The 17,589-nt window shown below is 39.6% G+C and carries 20 protein-coding genes; all 20 read left to right on the forward strand.

All coding sequences use genetic code 11. The features are described 5' to 3' along the window. Positions 1–41 precede the first annotated feature (41 nt). The 20 genes from fliM to rpsB all read left to right on the forward strand — a co-directional run bounded on the left by fliM (position 42) and on the right by rpsB (position 17,506). The gene (gene fliM / locus CSV77_RS00975; protein ID WP_099630923.1) at positions 42–1,043 is read left to right on the forward strand and encodes a flagellar motor switch protein FliM; all 1,002 of its coding nucleotides are present in this window, start codon (positions 42–44) and stop codon (positions 1,041–1,043) included. After that, a complete protein-coding gene (fliY, locus tag CSV77_RS00980; protein WP_099672230.1) occupies positions 1,036–2,214 on the forward strand; it encodes a flagellar motor switch phosphatase FliY in 1,179 nt (392 codons plus the stop codon). Before fliM ends, fliY begins: the two co-directional genes overlap by 8 nt. Positions 2,215–2,236: 22 nt before the next feature. Next, positions 2,237–2,599, forward strand: a complete 363-nt coding sequence (locus tag CSV77_RS00985) for a response regulator (RefSeq protein WP_099630924.1) — start codon at positions 2,237–2,239, stop codon at positions 2,597–2,599. A 9-nt stretch (positions 2,600–2,608) separates the two neighbouring features. Further along, positions 2,609–3,274, forward strand: a complete 666-nt coding sequence (locus tag CSV77_RS00990; protein ID WP_099671969.1) for a flagellar biosynthetic protein FliO — start codon at positions 2,609–2,611, stop codon at positions 3,272–3,274. Next, positions 3,267–3,932, forward strand: a complete 666-nt coding sequence (gene fliP / locus CSV77_RS00995) for a flagellar type III secretion system pore protein FliP (RefSeq protein WP_083035438.1) — start codon at positions 3,267–3,269, stop codon at positions 3,930–3,932. Before CSV77_RS00990 ends, fliP begins: the two co-directional genes overlap by 8 nt. Positions 3,933–3,943: 11 nt before the next feature. Beyond that, positions 3,944–4,213 carry a flagellar biosynthesis protein FliQ gene (gene fliQ, locus CSV77_RS01000; protein WP_099630926.1) on the forward strand — a complete coding sequence of 90 codons (270 nt, stop codon included), beginning with the start codon at positions 3,944–3,946 and terminating at the stop codon, positions 4,211–4,213. A 4-nt stretch (positions 4,214–4,217) separates the two neighbouring features. Continuing rightward, positions 4,218–4,994: a flagellar biosynthetic protein FliR gene (gene fliR / locus CSV77_RS01005; protein ID WP_099671970.1), complete on the forward strand. Its 777-nt coding sequence runs from the start codon at positions 4,218–4,220 to the stop codon at positions 4,992–4,994. Continuing rightward, on the forward strand, positions 4,987–6,078 hold the full coding sequence (gene flhB / locus CSV77_RS01010; RefSeq protein ID WP_099672231.1) for a flagellar biosynthesis protein FlhB: 1,092 nt from the start codon (positions 4,987–4,989) through the stop codon (positions 6,076–6,078). Before fliR ends, flhB begins: the two co-directional genes overlap by 8 nt. A 24-nt stretch (positions 6,079–6,102) precedes the next feature. Beyond that, positions 6,103–8,133 (forward strand): flagellar biosynthesis protein FlhA, encoded by a 2,031-nt coding sequence (gene flhA, locus CSV77_RS01015; protein ID WP_099671971.1) that lies wholly within the window; start codon positions 6,103–6,105, stop codon positions 8,131–8,133. After that, positions 8,133–9,245, forward strand: coding sequence for a flagellar biosynthesis GTPase FlhF (gene flhF / locus CSV77_RS01020; RefSeq protein WP_099671972.1), 1,113 nt, complete (start codon positions 8,133–8,135; stop codon positions 9,243–9,245). The genes flhA and flhF overlap by 1 nt, the downstream gene beginning before the upstream one ends. Next, entirely contained in the window at positions 9,238–10,104 is an 867-nt protein-coding gene (locus tag CSV77_RS01025) for a MinD/ParA family protein (protein ID WP_099671973.1), read from the forward strand. The genes flhF and CSV77_RS01025 overlap by 8 nt, the downstream gene beginning before the upstream one ends. Before the next feature lie 52 nt (positions 10,105–10,156). Then, positions 10,157–11,236, forward strand: coding sequence for a protein-glutamate methylesterase/protein-glutamine glutaminase (locus tag CSV77_RS01030; protein WP_233212156.1), 1,080 nt, complete (start codon positions 10,157–10,159; stop codon positions 11,234–11,236). 15 nt (positions 11,237–11,251) lie between these two features. Beyond that, entirely contained in the window at positions 11,252–13,321 is a 2,070-nt protein-coding gene (locus CSV77_RS01035) for a chemotaxis protein CheA (protein ID WP_099671975.1), read from the forward strand. A 13-nt stretch (positions 13,322–13,334) separates the two neighbouring features. Next, positions 13,335–13,802 carry a chemotaxis protein CheW gene (locus CSV77_RS01040; RefSeq protein ID WP_099635957.1) on the forward strand — a complete coding sequence of 156 codons (468 nt, stop codon included), beginning with the start codon at positions 13,335–13,337 and terminating at the stop codon, positions 13,800–13,802. Then, positions 13,792–14,424, forward strand: a complete 633-nt coding sequence (locus CSV77_RS01045; RefSeq protein WP_099671976.1) for a chemotaxis protein CheC — start codon at positions 13,792–13,794, stop codon at positions 14,422–14,424. The genes CSV77_RS01040 and CSV77_RS01045 overlap by 11 nt, the downstream gene beginning before the upstream one ends. Beyond that, positions 14,425–14,919: a chemotaxis protein CheD gene (locus CSV77_RS01050; RefSeq protein ID WP_099630936.1), complete on the forward strand. Its 495-nt coding sequence runs from the start codon at positions 14,425–14,427 to the stop codon at positions 14,917–14,919. It begins immediately after the preceding gene. A gap of 115 nt (positions 14,920–15,034) precedes the next feature. Further along, complete coding sequence (locus CSV77_RS01055) at positions 15,035–15,811, forward strand: FliA/WhiG family RNA polymerase sigma factor (protein ID WP_099630937.1); 777 nt, start codon at positions 15,035–15,037, stop codon at positions 15,809–15,811. Then, a complete protein-coding gene (locus tag CSV77_RS01060) occupies positions 15,808–16,098 on the forward strand; it encodes an RNA polymerase subunit sigma (protein WP_099671977.1) in 291 nt (96 codons plus the stop codon). Before CSV77_RS01055 ends, CSV77_RS01060 begins: the two co-directional genes overlap by 4 nt. A gap of 4 nt (positions 16,099–16,102) precedes the next feature. Further along, on the forward strand, positions 16,103–16,615 hold the full coding sequence (locus CSV77_RS01065; protein ID WP_099630939.1) for a hypothetical protein: 513 nt from the start codon (positions 16,103–16,105) through the stop codon (positions 16,613–16,615). Between the two features lie 153 nt (positions 16,616–16,768). After that, positions 16,769–17,506, forward strand: a complete 738-nt coding sequence (gene rpsB, locus CSV77_RS01070; RefSeq protein WP_099630940.1) for a 30S ribosomal protein S2 — start codon at positions 16,769–16,771, stop codon at positions 17,504–17,506. Positions 17,507–17,589 lie beyond the last annotated feature (83 nt).

A 17,589-nucleotide genomic window follows, 5' to 3' on the forward strand; every position in this document is an offset into this window, starting at 1 on the left:
AATGATCTACAAGAGAAATGTGCGCGATGGGAGGTGGGCCTATGTCGGGAGATGTACTGTCCCAAAATGAAATAGATGCGCTGCTGTCAGCTTTATCGACAGGTGAAATGTCAGCAGAAGAAATGAAGAAAGAAGAAGAAACAAGAAAAGTACGTGTCTATGATTTTAAGCGTGCACTTCGTTTCTCTAAAGATCAGATTCGGAGTTTGACTAGGATCCATGAAAACTTCGCCAGATTACTGACGACGTACTTCTCCGCTCAGCTGCGTACGTATGTACAAATTAATGTCATGTCAGTAGACCAGATTCCGTTTGAAGAATTCATCAGCTCGATACCCAATATGACATTGATCAATATATTTGATGTATCCCCGCTTGAAGGGAATATTTTGATGGAAGTCAATCCAAATGTCGCCTACTCGATGTTGGAACGATTGATGGGTGGTTTTGGATCGAGTTCAGGAAAAACGGACAATATGACAGAAATTGAAACGAAGATCTTGACGAATTTGTTTGAACGTTCATTTGATAGCTTACGTGAAGCTTGGTCCGGGTTAATTGATATCGATCCGTATTTAACGGAAATGGAAGTCAATCCCCAATTTCTTCAAATGATTTCACCGAATGAAACAGTAGTCGTGATTTCATTCAATATTATGATTGGTGAATCAAGCGGTATGATCAACATGTGTATCCCGCACGTTGTGTTGGAACCTATTATTCCGAATCTTTCTGTGCAGTACTGGATGCAGACGAATAAGAAAGAACCTACCGCTGAGCAAAGTGTCGAATTGGAAAGACGAATTAAAAATGCAACACTCCCTATAGTTGCTGACCTTGGAAAAGGCCAGATCTCTATTGAAGATTTCCTGCACTTGCAGCTTGGTGATGTGATTTCATTGGATACAAGCATTGAGGAACCTTTAACAATAAGAATAGGGGAAAAGCCTAAATTCACAGCACAGCCGGGGAAATTACGTAATCGTATGGCTGTTCAAATACTGGAAATATTGACTACGGGAGAGGATGACGATGATGAGTGATAATATTCTCTCACAGGAAGAGATTGAAGCGTTGTTACGGGGTGAAACTCTGGAACCTATCCAAGCAGACGAACCTGAATCGGAAACGATTAATATTAGCGATTACTTGACCGAAATGGAGCAAGATGCTTTAGGTGAAATTGGTAATATCTCGTTCGGTAGTTCGGCAACAGCACTTTCTGCTTTATTGGGTCAAAAGGTAGAAATCACAACACCACAGCTGTCGCTAATCCAACGTGATAATTTGGAGGGGGATTTTGTCCATCCATATGTAGCAATCAAGGTGGAATATACTGAAGGATTAAGCGGTGTCAATCTGTTGGTGATCAAACAAAGTGATGCGGCAATCATTGCAGATTTAATGCTTGGAGGAGACGGTATTACTCCAAATCAAGAGTTAAGTGAAATTCATTTGAGTGCAGTGCAAGAAGCAATGAATCAAATGATGGGATCTTCAGCGACTTCGATGTCTACCATCTTCAATAAAAAAGTAGACATTTCACCGCCCACTATTGATTTGATGAATATTCAAGTAGATCAGGGAACCGAAAATATTCCTGCGCATAATTTATTGATTCGAGTGTCTTTCAATTTGAAAGTTGGTGAGTTAATTGATTCTGATATTATGCAATTGTTCCCATTGGAGTTCGGTAAAAAATTAGTGTCTTCACTAATGGGGGAAGAAGAAGCGGCTACGATGATGGAAGTACCACCTAGTCCACAGGCACCACAATATTCGGAACCAGAACCGACATATGCACCAGAGCATACGCCAATGCAACAGCCGCAATCTGCATATCAAGCACCACCAAGTCAACAAACCGCAACACCACGTCAGAATCAGGAGCCAGTGCATGTTCAGCAAGCAGAGTTTGCGAGTTTCCAAGCACCTTCTTTAAAAAAAGAAGAATCAAATAATTTGAATTTGCTACTTGATATACCGCTTCAAGTAACAGTAGAATTAGGACGTACGAAACGTTCTGTTAAAGAAATACTAGAAATGTCTGGTGGTTCAATTATTGAACTAGATAAATTGGCAGGGGAGCCGGTCGATATATTAGTCAATAATCGCTATATTGCAAAAGGAGAAGTCGTAGTCATTGACGAAAACTTCGGAGTCCGTATTACGGATATTTTAAGTCAAATGGATCGATTAAATAATTTACGATAGAAGATACTTGGAGGGAATATGAATGGGAAAAAGAATTTTAGTAGTAGACGACGCGGCATTTATGCGCATGATGATCAAGGATATTTTAACAAAGAATAATTATGAAGTAGTAGGAGAGGCAGCAGACGGTGCTCAAGCTATTGAAAAGTATAATGAGTTGAAGCCGGATTTGGTTACAATGGATATCACGATGCCTGAAATGGATGGCATTGCGGCATTAAAAGCAATTAAAAGTACTAATCCATCTGCAACCATTATCATGTGTTCTGCAATGGGCCAACAAGCAATGGTAATCGATGCAATCCAAGCTGGAGCAAAAGACTTTATCGTTAAACCATTTCAGGCGGACCGTGTGATTGAAGCGATCGACAAAGCGTTGAGCTAAGAGCAACAGATGAATGTAAAACGAGTTATCTATTGTTTACTACTATTCTTTCTGTGCTTTACTATCACACCATTTGCACATGCAGAAACAAATCCTAATGTCAGCGTATCAGACTGTATTGGAAAAGATAAAGACTGCGAAGAGAAAGCTCCTGCTGCAAAAAGTGATAAAAAACTAGTAACCAATAATGAATTGGACGAGCCTAAAGGTCCCACAGCGAAAGATTATATCCGAACTCTTTTTGCTTTTGTATTTGTAATTGGTTTACTCGTGTGGTTACTGCGCTTCATGAACAAACGTAATAGAAATTTCGACTCGAATCGACTGATGACGAATATGGGCGGCGTTCCATTAGGTCAAAATAAGTCCATTCAACTAGTGAAAATGGGTAATCACTATTTTGTGGTCGGTGTTGGAGAAAATGTACAGTTGCTAAAGGAAATAGAAAATCCTGATGAAATTGCTGAATTACTTGCACGTTATGACCAAAGTGATGAAGTTCAGAAAGGACTATTTTCAAAACTGTATACTCGATTTTATTCAAAGGCTGAGCAAACACCTTCTGAAGAAGCCACTTTTAGTCAATTGTTTTCTACCAAAATGAATGAAATCAAATCTGATAGAAAAGAGCAATTAAAACATTTAAATCGGAAGGAGAGCGACCGCGATGGTTGATTTTCTGGGCACATTCTCTGACAGTGATCCCACCAATGTCTCAACTTCCATTAAGATGTTGCTATTACTTACGGTATTGTCACTTGCACCAGCAATTTTAATCTTGATGACTTCGTTTGCTAGGATCATTATCGTCCTGTCATTTGTTCGGACGGCGCTAGCTACACAGCAAATGCCTCCTAACCAAGTTTTGGTTGGGTTAGCATTATTTCTGACGTTCTTCATCATGTCGCCTGTATTATCTCAAGTGAATGAAGAAGCATTAACACCTTTGTTTGATGAAGAAATCAGTTTGGACGAAGCATACGAGCGGGCCAGTGTGCCATTCAAAGAATTTATGAGTCAACATACAAGACAGAAAGATTTAGAATTATTCATGCGCTATAACCAGATGGAGCGACCGGATACAATTGAAGATATTCCGCTAACTATGATGGTGCCAGCTTTCGCCCTCAGTGAAATTAAGACAGCATTTCAAATGGGCTTTATGATTTTCATTCCCTTTCTCGTTATCGATATGATCGTAGCCAGTGTGCTTATGTCTATGGGTATGATGATGCTTCCACCCGTTATGATTTCATTACCATTCAAGATATTATTATTTGTACTAGTTGACGGTTGGTATCTCATTATCCAGTCATTGCTACAAAGCTTTTAGGGGGGATTTGAATGACGAGTGAATTTGTTATATCCATTGCAGAACGGTCAGTTTGGGTTATTCTCCTCGCTTCGGGACCTCTCTTAATCGTAGCGTTAGTAACGGGGCTTGCCGTAAGTATCTTTCAGGCAACTACACAAATTCAAGAACAGACATTGGCATTCGTGCCGAAAATCATAGCGGTTATGGTTGCTATCATATTTTTTGGACCTTGGATGTTATCCTATGTCACCGGCTATGCTAGTGAAATCTTTTCCAATCTCTCTAGGTACGTTGGGTGATTAAATGAATGAACTTATTCCGTCGTTGCCCGCATTTTTACTTATACTAACCCGTGTTACTTCTTTCTTCGTAACACTGCCATTATTCTCTTACAAGACCATTCCAGCTACGCAACGATTATTATTTGGGGCAATACTGGCCTGGATGATGTCTTACTCTATCAAGATGCCCGAACTGGTAATCGATGGTCAATACATATTACTTGTACTTAAAGAAGCGGTAGTCGGCTTATCAATCGGCATTGCCGCTTTTATTATTATGTCAGCTATTCAAGTGGCTGGTGGATTTATTGATTTTCAGATGGGATTTGCTATTGCGAACGTTATTGATCCCCAAACGGGTGCGCAGTCACCATTGCTAGGGCAATTTCTTAATTCGTTAGCGATTTTATTGTTATTAGTAGTCAATGGTCATCATTTGCTGTTGGATGGGATATTTTACAGCTACGAGTTTGTCCCGATCACGTCTATGTGGCCGCCTTTTGGTAGTCCTAACATGGCAGAATTTATCGTTTTGACCTTTGCGAAATCTTTTGCGATTGCGTTTCAAATGGCGATTCCAGTAGTAGCTACGTTATTTCTTGTCGATTTGGCACTCGGGATTACTGCACGTGCCGTACCACAATTAAATATTTTTGTAGTGGGGTTTCCAATTAAAATTGGTGTCAGTTTCTTGGTAATCGTTACGATGTCTAGTGTCTTTATAATCGTAATGAAGAAAATGTTTGAAATTATGATTGTGACGATGAGAAATCTGATGATACTGCTTGGGGGTGGCTAACTTGTTACTAAGGCTAGATTTACAATTCTTTGCCGGTGAGAAGACGGAAAAAGCTACTCCGAAAAAGCGGGAAGATTCTAGGAAGAAAGGCCAAGTACTAAAAAGTCAAGACGTAACAGCTGCTATTGTACTTTTCTCAATTTTTACATTTATGTTCTTTGCCGCAGGTTTTATGCGGGATAATTTCTTTGTGTTTTTCCGTGAATCTTTTACACACTTTATCCCTATCAAATCGCTGGATGAAGAACAAGTCATGTTAGTATACATAAGCGTTATTAAACAAATGGCGATCATTTTATTGCCAATTATGTTAATAGCAGTTGTTGCAAGTGTTGCAGCGAATTTGCTACAATTTGGTCTCTTATTTACTGCAGAGACATTGAAGTTTGATTTAAAGAAAATAGATCCAATTAAAGGATTAAAGCGAATCTTTTCTATTCGTGCAATTGTAGAGTTATTGAAATCCATATTAAAAATTTCTTTTATTGGGACCGTTACAACCCTTATTGTATGGAGTAATCTGGACCAAGTGCTGGACTTGGCATTTAAGACACCGCAAGTAACATTGGTGACTGTAGCAAAGTTAGTCGGAATGATGGGGATTATCGCATCATTGGTATTATTGTTTATTTCTATCTTGGACTTTCTTTATCAGAAATTTGACTATGAAAAAAATCTTAAAATGTCTAAACAAGATATTAAAGATGAAAGTAAAAATATGGACGGTGACCCGCTTATCAAATCCCGTATTAGACAACGTCAGCGTGAAATGGCCATGCGTCGGATGATGCAAGAGATCCCTGAAGCGGACGTAGTAATCACCAATCCTACTCACTATGCCATTGCGCTAAAGTACGATGAAGATCAGATGGATTCACCAATCGTCGTTGGGAAAGGTGCAGATTTTGTCGCACAAAAAATTAAAATGATTGCGTCGGAGCACGATATTGTAATGGTAGAAAATCGACCTCTAGCACGTGCTATGTATGATGAGGTAGAGATTGGAGATCGAATACCGGAGCAATTCTTTAAAGCAATCGCAGAAATTCTAGCGTATGTATATCGTATTCAAAAGAAAATATAAGTTATTGAAGAAAGTAGGGATGGCATGCAGTTTAGAGATATAGGAGTACTCGCGGCGGTTATTATGATCATTGCGATGCTTGTCATCCCATTACCACCTTGGTTATTAAGTTTCTTGATTATTATCAATATTACACTTGGGTTGATGGTTTTACTAACTGCTATGAATATGCAGGAAGCACTGCAATTCTCTATTTTTCCATCATTGTTATTATTACTTACATTATTCCGTCTAGGTCTTAACGTTTCTACAACACGTGCGATTCTTTCGGAAGGTGATGCGGGTGGAGTAGTTGACACTTTTGGTACATTCGTTACGGGTGGAAATATTGTTGTAGGACTAGTAGTTTTTGTTATTTTAATCATCATTCAGTTTATTGTTATAACAAAAGGTTCGGAGCGTGTTTCTGAAGTTGCTGCACGTTTTACTCTTGATGCAATGCCAGGTAAGCAAATGAGTATTGATGCCGACTTAAACGCAGGAATGATTTCCGATATAGAAGCTCGCACACGTCGTGAAAAAGTGAGTAACGAAGCTGATTTCTATGGTGCGATGGACGGTGCGACAAAATTTGTTAAAGGGGATGCCATTGCCGGAATCATTATCGTAATGATCAACTTATTGGTCGGTATGATTATTGGCGTTGTACAGATGGGATTGCCGTTTGCGGAAGCAGCAGTTCAATTCTCTACACTCACTGTCGGGGATGGTATTGTTTCACAAATACCAGCACTGTTGATTTCCACGGCAACGGGTATTGTAGTTACCCGTGCTGCATCAGAAGGAAACTTAGGCACGGATATCACGAATCAATTATTAGGACAACCAAAGTTACTTTATGTAGCATCTATTACAATTTTTTTACTAGGCCTTGCTACACCGATTAATGACATCTTAACCATTCCCATCGCGGGTGCACTGGCAATGGGGGCATTTATGATGTCACGTAAAGTAGATGAAGACCCAAATGAATTATTGGAGATAGAAGAAAATGTAGAGACTGAAGGGTTGAAGCGGCCTGAAAATGTCGTTGACCTCTTGAATGTCGACCCGATAGAGTTTGAATTCGGTTATGGTCTCATCCCTCTTGTAGATGCAACCCAGGGTGGGGATTTGCTGGATCGAGTCGTTATGATTCGACGTCAGTTAGCGATTGAACTTGGTCTCGTCATTCCAGTCGTTCGTATTCGGGATAATATACAATTACAACCGAACGAATACAGAATCAAAATCAAAGGGAATGAAATGGCTAGGGGTGAACTATTGTTAGATCATTATCTAGCCATGAGTCCAGGCGGTGAAGATTTAATAGAAGGAATAGATACTATTGAACCTTCGTTTGGATTGCCAGCGAAATGGATTACCGAAGAAGCGAAAGAAGAAGCAGAAATCATGGGTTACACAGTCGTGGATCCACCAAGTGTTGTATCTACTCATTTGACTGAAGTCATTCGTGCCAATGCATCCGACTTACTTGGACGTCAGGAAACCAAACAACTGGTCGATCACGTACATGAAACATATCCGATTTTGGTTGATGAACTTACACCGACTCCATTATCAATTGGCGAGATTCAAAAAGTGCTTGCTAAATTATTGAACGAACAAGTTTCCGTCCGTAATTTACCTATCATTTTTGAGACACTAGCAGACTATTCGAAGTACACGTCCGATGTAGATGTTCTGACAGAATACGTCAGACAATCATTGGCACGTCAGATCACAGGTCAATTTGTTGTAGGTAATGGGGCGTTAAAAGTATTAACAGTCGCTGGAAAAGTAGAGAAACTCATTGCGGATAGTATTCAACAAACTGAACAAGGAAACTTTCTTTCAATGGACCCATCACAATCTCAAATAATCTTGGAACGAATTGCGCAAGAAATCGAACGGGTAGCTATGCTGGACCAATCTCCTGTCATTTTATGTTCACCTGCCATTCGTATGTACTTACGTCAAATCACGGAGCGGTATTTCCCACAGGTACCTATACTGTCTTATAATGAATTGGAAGCATCAGTGGAAGTGCAAAGTGTAGGGGTGGTGGATATTTAATGAAAATGAAAAAGTATACAGCATCTACAATGGTGGATGCTATGGCGAAAGTCCGTGAAGATTTTGGGGACGACGCGATCATCCTCAGTTCAAACGTCACGAAAACAAAAGGTTTTTTGGGGCTGTTTCGTAAACGATCAGTAGAAGTAGTAGCAAGCTATGACAAAACGAATGCTGAACGTATTTATGAATCACGAGTCCATTCTGTGCAATCCATTGCGGAGCCAGAGTCTGTTGAACAAATTGAACACGAAATGCGGGAGATCAAACAAATGCTAAAAGATATTCAGCCAGTGGATCGTGCATTTGAAAAATATCCCGATGAACTATTACCTATATTGAAGAAGTTACAGATGCAAGGTCTGGAAAGTAAATGTATTACAGAGATTGGTAATCTTGTATTCAATCGAATGAAGCAAGACAAGATCGATTTTACTGAAGAACAGCAAATGGAATTGATTAGAACATGGTTCAGCGATCGACTTCACGACATACCTTTCGGTGGAATCACTTATAAGAAACAGTTTATTAATGTACTAGGGCCGACTGGTGTAGGAAAAACCACGACCATTGCGAAAATTGCCGCACGTGCCTTACTGGAAGAAAAAAAGAAAGTTGGTTTCATTACGACCGATACGTATCGAATTGCAGCAATCGAACAATTGCGCACTTATGCCAATTTACTTCAGGCTCCGGTTGAAATCGTTTATAGTGAAGAAGATTTCCGTACCGCAATTGAAAAGTTAAAAGATCTCGATCTCATATTTATCGATACAGCGGGCCGAAATTATAAAGAAGCAAAATTTGTCGATAATTTATCGAAACTCATTGATTTCTCATTGGATATGGAAACATTTCTTGTGTTATCTACCACATCAAAGGAACAGGATATGGATACCATCATTAGACAATTTACTAATTTTCCAATCGAGAAATTTATATTTACCAAGACAGATGAAACCGATTCAGTCGGATCTATAATTAATTTAATTCTGAAATATGGTATAGGTGTATCCTACTACACAGACGGACAAGAGGTACCTGAAGATTTGACAGAAGCCAGTTTGGAAAAGATAGTGGACCTACTATTAGCAGGTGATTCACATGCATGACCAGGCGGAAGCACTTCGACTAAAAATGATGAAAAGTCAAAGACAAGTAGCTCGCTCAATAGCCATCGTTAGTGGAAAAGGCGGAGTAGGCAAATCGAATTTTACCGCTAATTTCTCTTACGGACTCGTAGCGAAAGGGAAGAAAGTATTAATTGTGGACATGGATATTGGGATGGGGAATATTCATATATTATTTGGGGCTACGCCAATGTTTCATCTAAAAGATTACTTGTCTGATAAGCAACAATTGCAGAGCGTTGTGACTCCTATTGAAGACAATCTTGCGTTTATAGCAGGTGGTTCTGGACTGGAAAATGTGGTGGAGTGGTCAGGTGAAATGTTTGATCGATTGATTGAGGCATTTTCTATTTTACAGATGGAATATGATGTTATTTTATTTGATATGGGTGCAGGAGCAACGAAGAGTTCAATTGATTTAATCTTGGCGATGGATGAGATTATATTAATAGCGACACCGGAGCCAACTTCTATTACGGATGCGTATTCAATGATTAAGTTTATATGTCTGCAAGATGCGAATAAATCTATTTACATAGTGAGTAACCGTGTTCTAAAAGAGCAAGATGGACGTGATTCTGTCGCACGGCTTCAGTTAGCCATGCGAAAGTTTTTATCCATAGATACTAGTGTTTTAGGGTTTTTGCCAGATGACATTCATGTACGTAATGCAGTTATCGCTCAGATCCCTTTCGTCAAATTATATCCCAATTCAAAAATTAGCAAGCGAATGCTGGCAATAACTGATACATTTTTACACAGCAACAAACCGAACACTTCTATTGAAACTTCTGGATTCATAGATAAAATCAAAGGTGTTTTTCTAAAGGGGCGGGTGTAATGTGATTACTGCAAAGAAAAAACGCGTTCTTGTTGTAGACGACTCAGCTTTTATGCGGAAGTTAATCTCTGATATGTTGAATAAACACCCCATGATGGAAGTCATCGGCATCGCTAGAAATGGCAAAGATGCAGTGGAAAAGGTTCGCAATCTTCAACCAGATGTCCTTACAATGGATATTGAAATGCCTGTGATGAATGGACTGGAAGCTTTAAAGTTTATTATGGATCACATGCCAATCCCTGTGGTGATATTATCAAGTACGACAAAACATAATACAGAAAATGCAGTTCTAGCGATAGAATACGGTGCTGTCGACGTGATAGCAAAACCTGGCGGAGCTATTTCGTTAAATCTTCATGAAATCGAACAAGAAATTGTGGAGAAAGTATTTGCTGCTTCAAATGTGGTAATTCACACACTAACGCGTCAAATAACATCCACAAATAACCGTCATACACCAACGCCAAGCAAACAAAATACTGCAAATGAAAGTAGAAGCACTTCGACACTTCCTATTAAAACAGTAAACATACCTAAAAAAAATACACTTATTGCTAAACAATTTGTTATAATAGGTACATCGACCGGAGGACCAAGGGCCTTGCAGGAAGTCATTACAAAGTTTCCAGCGAACTTCCCACATCCAATTCTAATTGTCCAGCATATGCCACCTGGCTTCACCAAGTCATTGGCCGAACGACTGAATAATTTGAGTGAAATAACCGTTAAAGAAGCAGAACATGGTGAACCGATCGAAAATGGTACAGCCTATATTGCACCAGGCGGCTTGCATTTGAAGTTTGAGAAATCTAGAACGGGCTATGAGATCGTATTAGACGGAGACGAAGCGCCGCGTTCAGGACATCGCCCAGCGGTAAATGTGTTATTAGAATCAGCAGCAACACATAAAGAACTTGGGTATATAACGGCTATCATGACAGGTATGGGTTATGACGGTAAAGAAGGTATGGAGTTATTACGTGCTTCATGTAAAACGTTTACTATAGCGGAATCTAAAAACACGTCAGTTGTATATGGCATGCCCAAAGCTATAATTGATGCAGGTCTCAGTGACGAAATCAAAGATATACAACAAATCGCTGATGCGATAATAGGAAATTTGAAGTAACTAGGGGGCTTTACAATGGATGTAAGTCAGTATTTGGATATGTTCATAGAAGAAAGTAAAGAACACTTGCAAGCTTGTAGTGAACAGTTGCTAGCGTTAGAAAATAATCCGGATGATTTGGCAATTGTCAATGAAGTCTTTAGAGCTGCACATACGCTTAAAGGAATGTCGGCGACAATGGGATATGAAGATATTGCAGATTTAACACATAAGATGGAGAACGTCCTTGATGCGATTCGAAACTCAAAGATCCATGTTTCAACGGAGATTTTAGATGTGGTATTTGAAGCAGTGGATGATCTTGAACTAATGGTACAAGACATTGAATCAGGTGGCGATGGAAAAAAAGACGTGAGTAAGTTAGTAGACACTCTCAATCGCATTGAAGCAGGACAACCAGTAAATGTAATGAACGAGCCTGCAGCAACAGCCGAGGAAGTTTCAATGGAGGTCGTCACTTCGAGAGGAATTCCTTATGATGAGTTTGAATTAACGGTTATTTCTCAATCTGCTGAACAAGGCTTTAATGCATTAGAGATCACTGTCACATTACGTGATGATTGCTTGTTGAAAGTAGCTCGTGTATTCATGACTTTTGAAATTTTGGAAAAGTCAGGCGAAGTCATCAAAACGGTTCCTACAGTAGAACAATTAGAAAATGAGGATTTTGATCAGAACTTTACGATTGTCTTATTAACCCAAGAAGATGCTGCAGATTTAAAGGCGAAAGTACTGAAAGTTTCTGAAATAGAAGACGTACATATTACACACATCACGGATGAATACGTGCAGAAGTACAAGCAAGCCTCATTGAATACATGTGACCCAGAACCTAGTGTGGTCGAAACAACGGTCGTACCTGTTACTAAAGCCGCAACAACCAACGAGACGCCTAAAGAAACTATCAAGACCAAAAAGAGCACTACTTCCAATTCCAATAAAACGATACGGGTCAATATTGATCGACTTGATATTTTAATGAATTTATTTGAAGAACTGGTCATTGACCGTGGACGCCTTCAATCGATTGCCAGTGAATTGCATAACCCGGAATTGAATGAATCGGTAGAAAGAATGACTCGGGTATCAGGAGACTTGCAAAACATCATTTTGAACATGCGAATGGTACCTGTAGAAACAGTCTTCAATAGATTCCCCAAAATGGTTCGGCAATTGGCGCGTGACCTGAATAAGAAAATTGATTTAGAAATTGTCGGCGCTGAAACAGAGCTTGACCGTACAGTTATCGACGAAATAGGAGACCCCCTTGTTCATTTGATTCGAAATGCTCTAGATCACGGTATTGAAATGCCGGAAGAGCGAATCGCGAATGGCAAGCCAGAGACTGGAACTGTGACATTACGAGCCTATCATTCGGGTAACCATGTATTTATTGAGCTTGAGGATGATGGAGCGGGTGTAAATCGTGAACGCGTAGTTAGTAAAGCGATTGAACGGGGCATTATCAGTCCGGAAGCTGCGGATACATTGACAAATAAGCAAGTAGCGGAATTGATATTAGCTTCAGGGTTTTCCACTGCCGCTTCCATTACGGATGTATCAGGTCGCGGCGTTGGTTTGGACGTTGTAAAAAACACTATTGAATCTCTTGGCGGACATATTTCGATTGATTCCACTGAAGGAAAAGGATCGTTATTCCAGGTGCAATTACCTCTAACTCTTTCTATTATATCTGTAATGTTAGTAGAGTTGGATGAAGAAATTTATGCAATTCCGTTGTCGTCTATAATTGAAACTGCCATTATTCAGAAGTCTGATATTTTAAATGCTCATAATCAGTCAGTCATCGATTTCCGTGGAACCATTGTACCTTTGGTAGACTTAAAAGACATATTTGAAATGAAGAATAGAAGTAATGAAGAAGATGAGTTCCAATCTATTGTGATCGTTCGTAAAGGTGACAGTTTAGCTGGGTTAGTCGTAGATTCATTTATTGGCCAACAAGAAATCGTTCTGAAATCTCTCGGTGAATACTTGCAGAGTGTCTTTGCGATATCTGGTGCTACGATTCTAGGAAATGGTCAAGTCGCATTAATTGTTGACTGTAATGCATTGATTAAATAATCGAGGTGATGACATGACAAAAGTAACGGAAGTAAGCGAAATGAAAGTAATTGTCTTTCAATTGATGAATAAAGAATATGCGATTGGCTTAGACGTAGTAGAATCCATCGAGAAATCGCTGTCGATTACACGTGTTCCCCGTATGCCTTCTTATGTTAAAGGCGTGTTAAATTTACGTGGCGTAGTGACGCCAGTGGTAGACTTACGTGAACGTTTTGATATGGAGTATAAAGAGTTTGATGAGACAAGTTGCATTATTATCGTTTCGCATGCGGGTGCAGAAGTAGGATTAATTGTGGACGATGCGAATGATGTAATGGATGTTCCGACAAGCGCAATAGGTCCTCAGCCGGAAGTAGTGGGATCTGTGGAATCCGAATTCATTTCAGGAGTGGCGAAAGTTGATAAGCGATTATTGGTTATGCTAAATCTGGAAAAAGTACTGCAACCGATAAAGAAGGGGAATACGGATGAATTCTAAAAATGACATCACCGAGATGCATCTGGATGTCTTAAAGGAAATCGGGAATATTGGAGCAGCACATGCTGCAACTTCATTATCTCAACTGTTAGGTCAGAAAATTGACATGCGTGTACCTAACGTGGAGCTGGTTACGTTTGATGAAATGTTTGATTTAGCAGGTGGTACGGAAAAAGTGGTGGCGGGTATCTTTTTACGCATTGAAGGTGATTTGACGGGCACAATGTTTTTTGTACTGACTACTGAATCTGCTACACAATTTATTCGCAAATTGACAGGGGACGCGGCATTTACATTTACGGATGTAGATGATTTGGGAATGGGTGCTTCTGCGCTACAAGAGTTGGGGAATATATTGTCAGGTTCCTATTTGTCGGCGCTCTCTGATTTTACATCATTAAATATCTATCCAACTGTACCTTCATTAAGTATTGACATGGTGGGTGCCATTGTTAGCTTCGGCCTGATCGAAGTATCCCAGTACAGTGATGAAGTTATCGTCATTGAGACGGAAATATTACAAGAAGGGGAACAGGGTGTGTCAAGTTTAGCGGGGCACTTCTTTTTATTACCTGATCCACCCTCATATCGCACGATATTTAGTTCGTTGGGTGTCTTATAGATGGCAAGCGTTCAAACAGTAGTGCGTGTAGGGATTGCTGATATGAATATCGCAAAATCCCCTCATACGATTCGCACATCAGGACTGGGTTCGTGTGTTGGTGTAGTACTGTATGATTCTTCGAAAAAAATAGCAGGTATGGTGCATGTCATGTTGCCTGATAGCGAGTTGGGTAAGTCAACAAAACTAAATGTAGCGAAATTCGCAGATACGGGCATTCATGCAATGTTGGAACTTTTAAAATCTGAAGGAGTTAGACCTTTCAGCATCAAAGCGAAAATTGCGGGTGGAGCACAAATGTTTCAGTTCGGTTCAAATGATACGATCCGTATAGGTCCTCGCAATGTAGAAGCGGTAAAAAAAGAATTGAAAAGATATTCAATCCCTATTGTCGCAGAAGATACAGGCGGATCCAGTGGACGTACAATTGAATTTGATCCTGCTACGAGTATCCTGTTTGTTCGTACCGTCAATGCTGGAACGCAGGAAATTTAACAGTACAAACGAAGGCGGCTAATACATTAGTCGCCTTTATCTATTGTGATTTGCTATACTTATACATAAGACATAAAATCGGTAGAAGGAACCTGACAGGAAAGGCGTGAATTCGATGACAAATCAAGATGTAACTGAACGACATCAGTGGAAGTTATGGATCGAAAACCGTGATCCTGATGCAGGTGATATGCTAGTACGAATGTATACACCTCTTGTGAATTATCACGTCCAACGAATCAGTGCTGGACTGCCGAAAAACGTATCACGTGATGAAATCAAATCTCTTGGTTATCAAGGGCTTTTCGACGCGTTAACGAAATTTGATCCTTCGCGTGATTTGAAATTCGACACATACGCTTCATTCCGGATTCGGGGTACGATTATAGATGGTTTAAGAAAAGAAGATTGGTTATCACGTTCCCTAAGAGAAAAAACTAAGAAAATGGATGAAGAAATTAGTAAGCTCGAACAGTCCTACTTGCGAACGGTGACACCCGAGGAAGTAGCAGATCATTTAGGCGTTACAACAGATCAAGTCTATCAAACTATGCATGAACAGTATTTTGCCAATGTATTGTCCATTGATGAAAAAATGAATGATGAAGATGATCACGATCAAACCTTTGTATTGCAGGATGATCAAACGAAAACACCTGAACAACAAGCGGTCAAAGGCGAATTGATTGAAGACTTGATAACGAAAATCAAAGAACTAAATGAAAATGAACAATTGGTACTTAGTTTGTTTTACCAGGAAGATATGACGCTAACAGAAATTGGAGAAATTTTAAGCTTATCTACATCGAGAATCTCACAAATACATTCAAAAGCATTATTTAAGTTACGGTCGCTGTTGGCGGCTGAAATTACCGACGGAGGGATTTTATGAGTTTGAAAGCTATCGAACTTCAAATTGCTATCCCGAAGACATTTGAGGCAGGTAAAATAGCGGAGCAAAAGCAGCAACAGTCTCAACTTGCTCAAGACAGTGCCAATTTGCAAACAGAAAAACAAGCCTTAAAAAGCAAGGAAACGGTTTTAAAATCATCTCCATATGCAAAGATGGATGGAGATCAGCAGCCTAGCGAAGAGTCACAACAACAAGAAAAAAAAGAGAAAGAACAACAGCAAGCCAAGCATCCGTTTAAAGGTTCGTTCGTTGATTACAGTGGATAATAGTATGGGAATTCTACTAGCTCTTTTGTTCATCTTACAAATTATCGGATTTATGGTCATGACATTGCTGTACGTAAAAATTACAAAATTTAATAATCTGGAGAAAAAGCAACAACGTCTTATGAAAGAAATGGATCAATCCATATTAGCTTATCTAGGAGAAATCAAAGAAGAAAACGATCGTTTGATTCATCAATTGAATCAACGAACGGATGCTCAAATGAAGCCCACCACAAACTCAGCTCCAAGCGAACAGTCAATAACAGAAGTGTCTGATTCGAGACAGAAGCCACATCCGGTTCCTTTACATTTCGCTTTACGTTCCTACCAAAAGACGGTGGAAACTGAAAAGAATGTGAAAGAAAAGAATTCAGAACTACATTCAAAATCATTTGACGACCTGGACGACAAAGAAAAAGCCAAACAGCTGTATGCCGAAGGTAAATCAATAGAGGATATTGCAAGAAAGTTGAAAAAAGGTAAGACGGAAATCGAATTGATAATTAAGTTTGACTGAAGTTACACACAGTAGTTGCAAACAACGTAGAGTTGTGTTAATTTAATAGATGGTATTACTACACACGCGTGCGGATGAATGAGTGGGTGCCATTATGGTCACTTATTCGTAGGAAGTACGCGGAGGACAAAAAACCAATAGGAGGAATTAAACATGTCAGTAATCTCAATGAAACAATTGCTAGAAGCTGGTGTACATTTCGGACACCAAACACGTCGTTGGAATCCAAAAATGAAGAAATTTATCTTCGTGGAGCGTAACGGCATCTATATTATCGACCTTCAAAAAACGGTCAAAAAATTAGAGGAAGCTTACAACTTCATGCGCCAAGTCGGTGCGGATGGTGGTAAAGTCCTTTTCGTAGGTACGAAGAAACAAGCACAAGAAGCAATCAAAGAAGAAGCAGAACGTGCTGGAATGTATTACATCAACCAACGTTGGTTGGGTGGAACATTGACGAACTTCGGTACTATTCAAAAACGTGTAGCACGTATGAAAGCTATTGAGAAAATGGAAGAGGATGGCACGTTCGACGTACTTCCTAAAAAAGAAGTTTCTCAATTAAATAAAGAACACGAACGTCTTGTGAAATTCCTAGGCGGTATCCGTGACATGAAAGGCTTGCCTGATGTAATCTTTATCGTAGATCCACGTAAAGAGCGTATCGCGGTAGCTGAAGCAATCAAATTGAATATTCCACTCGTTGGAATCGTTGATACTAACTGTGATCCGGACGAAATCGACTATGTCATCCCTGCGAACGACGATGCAATCCGCGCAGTACGTTTACTTACAAGCAAAATGGCAGATGCTTTGATTGAATCCCGTCAAGGTGAAGACGACGAAGTAGCTGAAACAGTAAACGAAACAGCAACTGTTACTGCAGACTGAAATGAGTACATGATGAGACGATAAGTGGCGTACCCCTTATCGTCTCTTTTTAAAGCAAAAAGAAATTTCAAATGATATCTAAT

The sequence above is a fragment of the Sporosarcina sp. P16b genome, from assembly GCF_002743065.1.
In the GTDB taxonomy this organism is placed as follows: Bacteria; Bacillota; Bacilli; order Bacillales_A; family Planococcaceae; genus Sporosarcina.

Bases quoted from the DNA above. Each gene is read 5' to 3' on its own strand.
- fliR (WP_099671970.1), top strand. From the start codon at position 4,218: ATGAATGAACTTATTCCGTCGTTGCCCGCATTTTTACTTATACTAACC.
- CSV77_RS01045 (WP_099671976.1), top strand. From the start codon at position 13,792: ATGAATTCTAAAAATGACATCACCGAGATGCATCTGGATGTCTTAAAG.
- fliP (WP_083035438.1), top strand. From the start codon at position 3,267: ATGGTTGATTTTCTGGGCACATTCTCTGACAGTGATCCCACCAATGTC.
- fliM (WP_099630923.1), top strand. From the start codon at position 42: ATGTCGGGAGATGTACTGTCCCAAAATGAAATAGATGCGCTGCTGTCA.
- flhF (WP_099671972.1), top strand. From the start codon at position 8,133: ATGAAAATGAAAAAGTATACAGCATCTACAATGGTGGATGCTATGGCG.
- CSV77_RS00990 (WP_099671969.1), top strand. From the start codon at position 2,609: ATGAATGTAAAACGAGTTATCTATTGTTTACTACTATTCTTTCTGTGC.
- CSV77_RS01025 (WP_099671973.1), top strand. From the start codon at position 9,238: ATGCATGACCAGGCGGAAGCACTTCGACTAAAAATGATGAAAAGTCAA.
- CSV77_RS01040 (WP_099635957.1), top strand. From the start codon at position 13,335: ATGACAAAAGTAACGGAAGTAAGCGAAATGAAAGTAATTGTCTTTCAA.
- fliQ (WP_099630926.1), top strand. From the start codon at position 3,944: ATGACGAGTGAATTTGTTATATCCATTGCAGAACGGTCAGTTTGGGTT.
- CSV77_RS01060 (WP_099671977.1), top strand. From the start codon at position 15,808: ATGAGTTTGAAAGCTATCGAACTTCAAATTGCTATCCCGAAGACATTT.
- CSV77_RS00985 (WP_099630924.1), top strand. From the start codon at position 2,237: ATGGGAAAAAGAATTTTAGTAGTAGACGACGCGGCATTTATGCGCATG.
- CSV77_RS01050 (WP_099630936.1), top strand. From the start codon at position 14,425: ATGGCAAGCGTTCAAACAGTAGTGCGTGTAGGGATTGCTGATATGAAT.
- fliY (WP_099672230.1), top strand. From the start codon at position 1,036: ATGAGTGATAATATTCTCTCACAGGAAGAGATTGAAGCGTTGTTACGG.
- flhA (WP_099671971.1), top strand. From the start codon at position 6,103: ATGCAGTTTAGAGATATAGGAGTACTCGCGGCGGTTATTATGATCATT.
- CSV77_RS01065 (WP_099630939.1), top strand. From the start codon at position 16,103: ATGGGAATTCTACTAGCTCTTTTGTTCATCTTACAAATTATCGGATTT.
- CSV77_RS01035 (WP_099671975.1), top strand. From the start codon at position 11,252: ATGGATGTAAGTCAGTATTTGGATATGTTCATAGAAGAAAGTAAAGAA.
- CSV77_RS01055 (WP_099630937.1), top strand. From the start codon at position 15,035: ATGACAAATCAAGATGTAACTGAACGACATCAGTGGAAGTTATGGATC.
- rpsB (WP_099630940.1), top strand. From the start codon at position 16,769: ATGTCAGTAATCTCAATGAAACAATTGCTAGAAGCTGGTGTACATTTC.
- CSV77_RS01030 (WP_233212156.1), top strand. From the start codon at position 10,157: ATGCGGAAGTTAATCTCTGATATGTTGAATAAACACCCCATGATGGAA.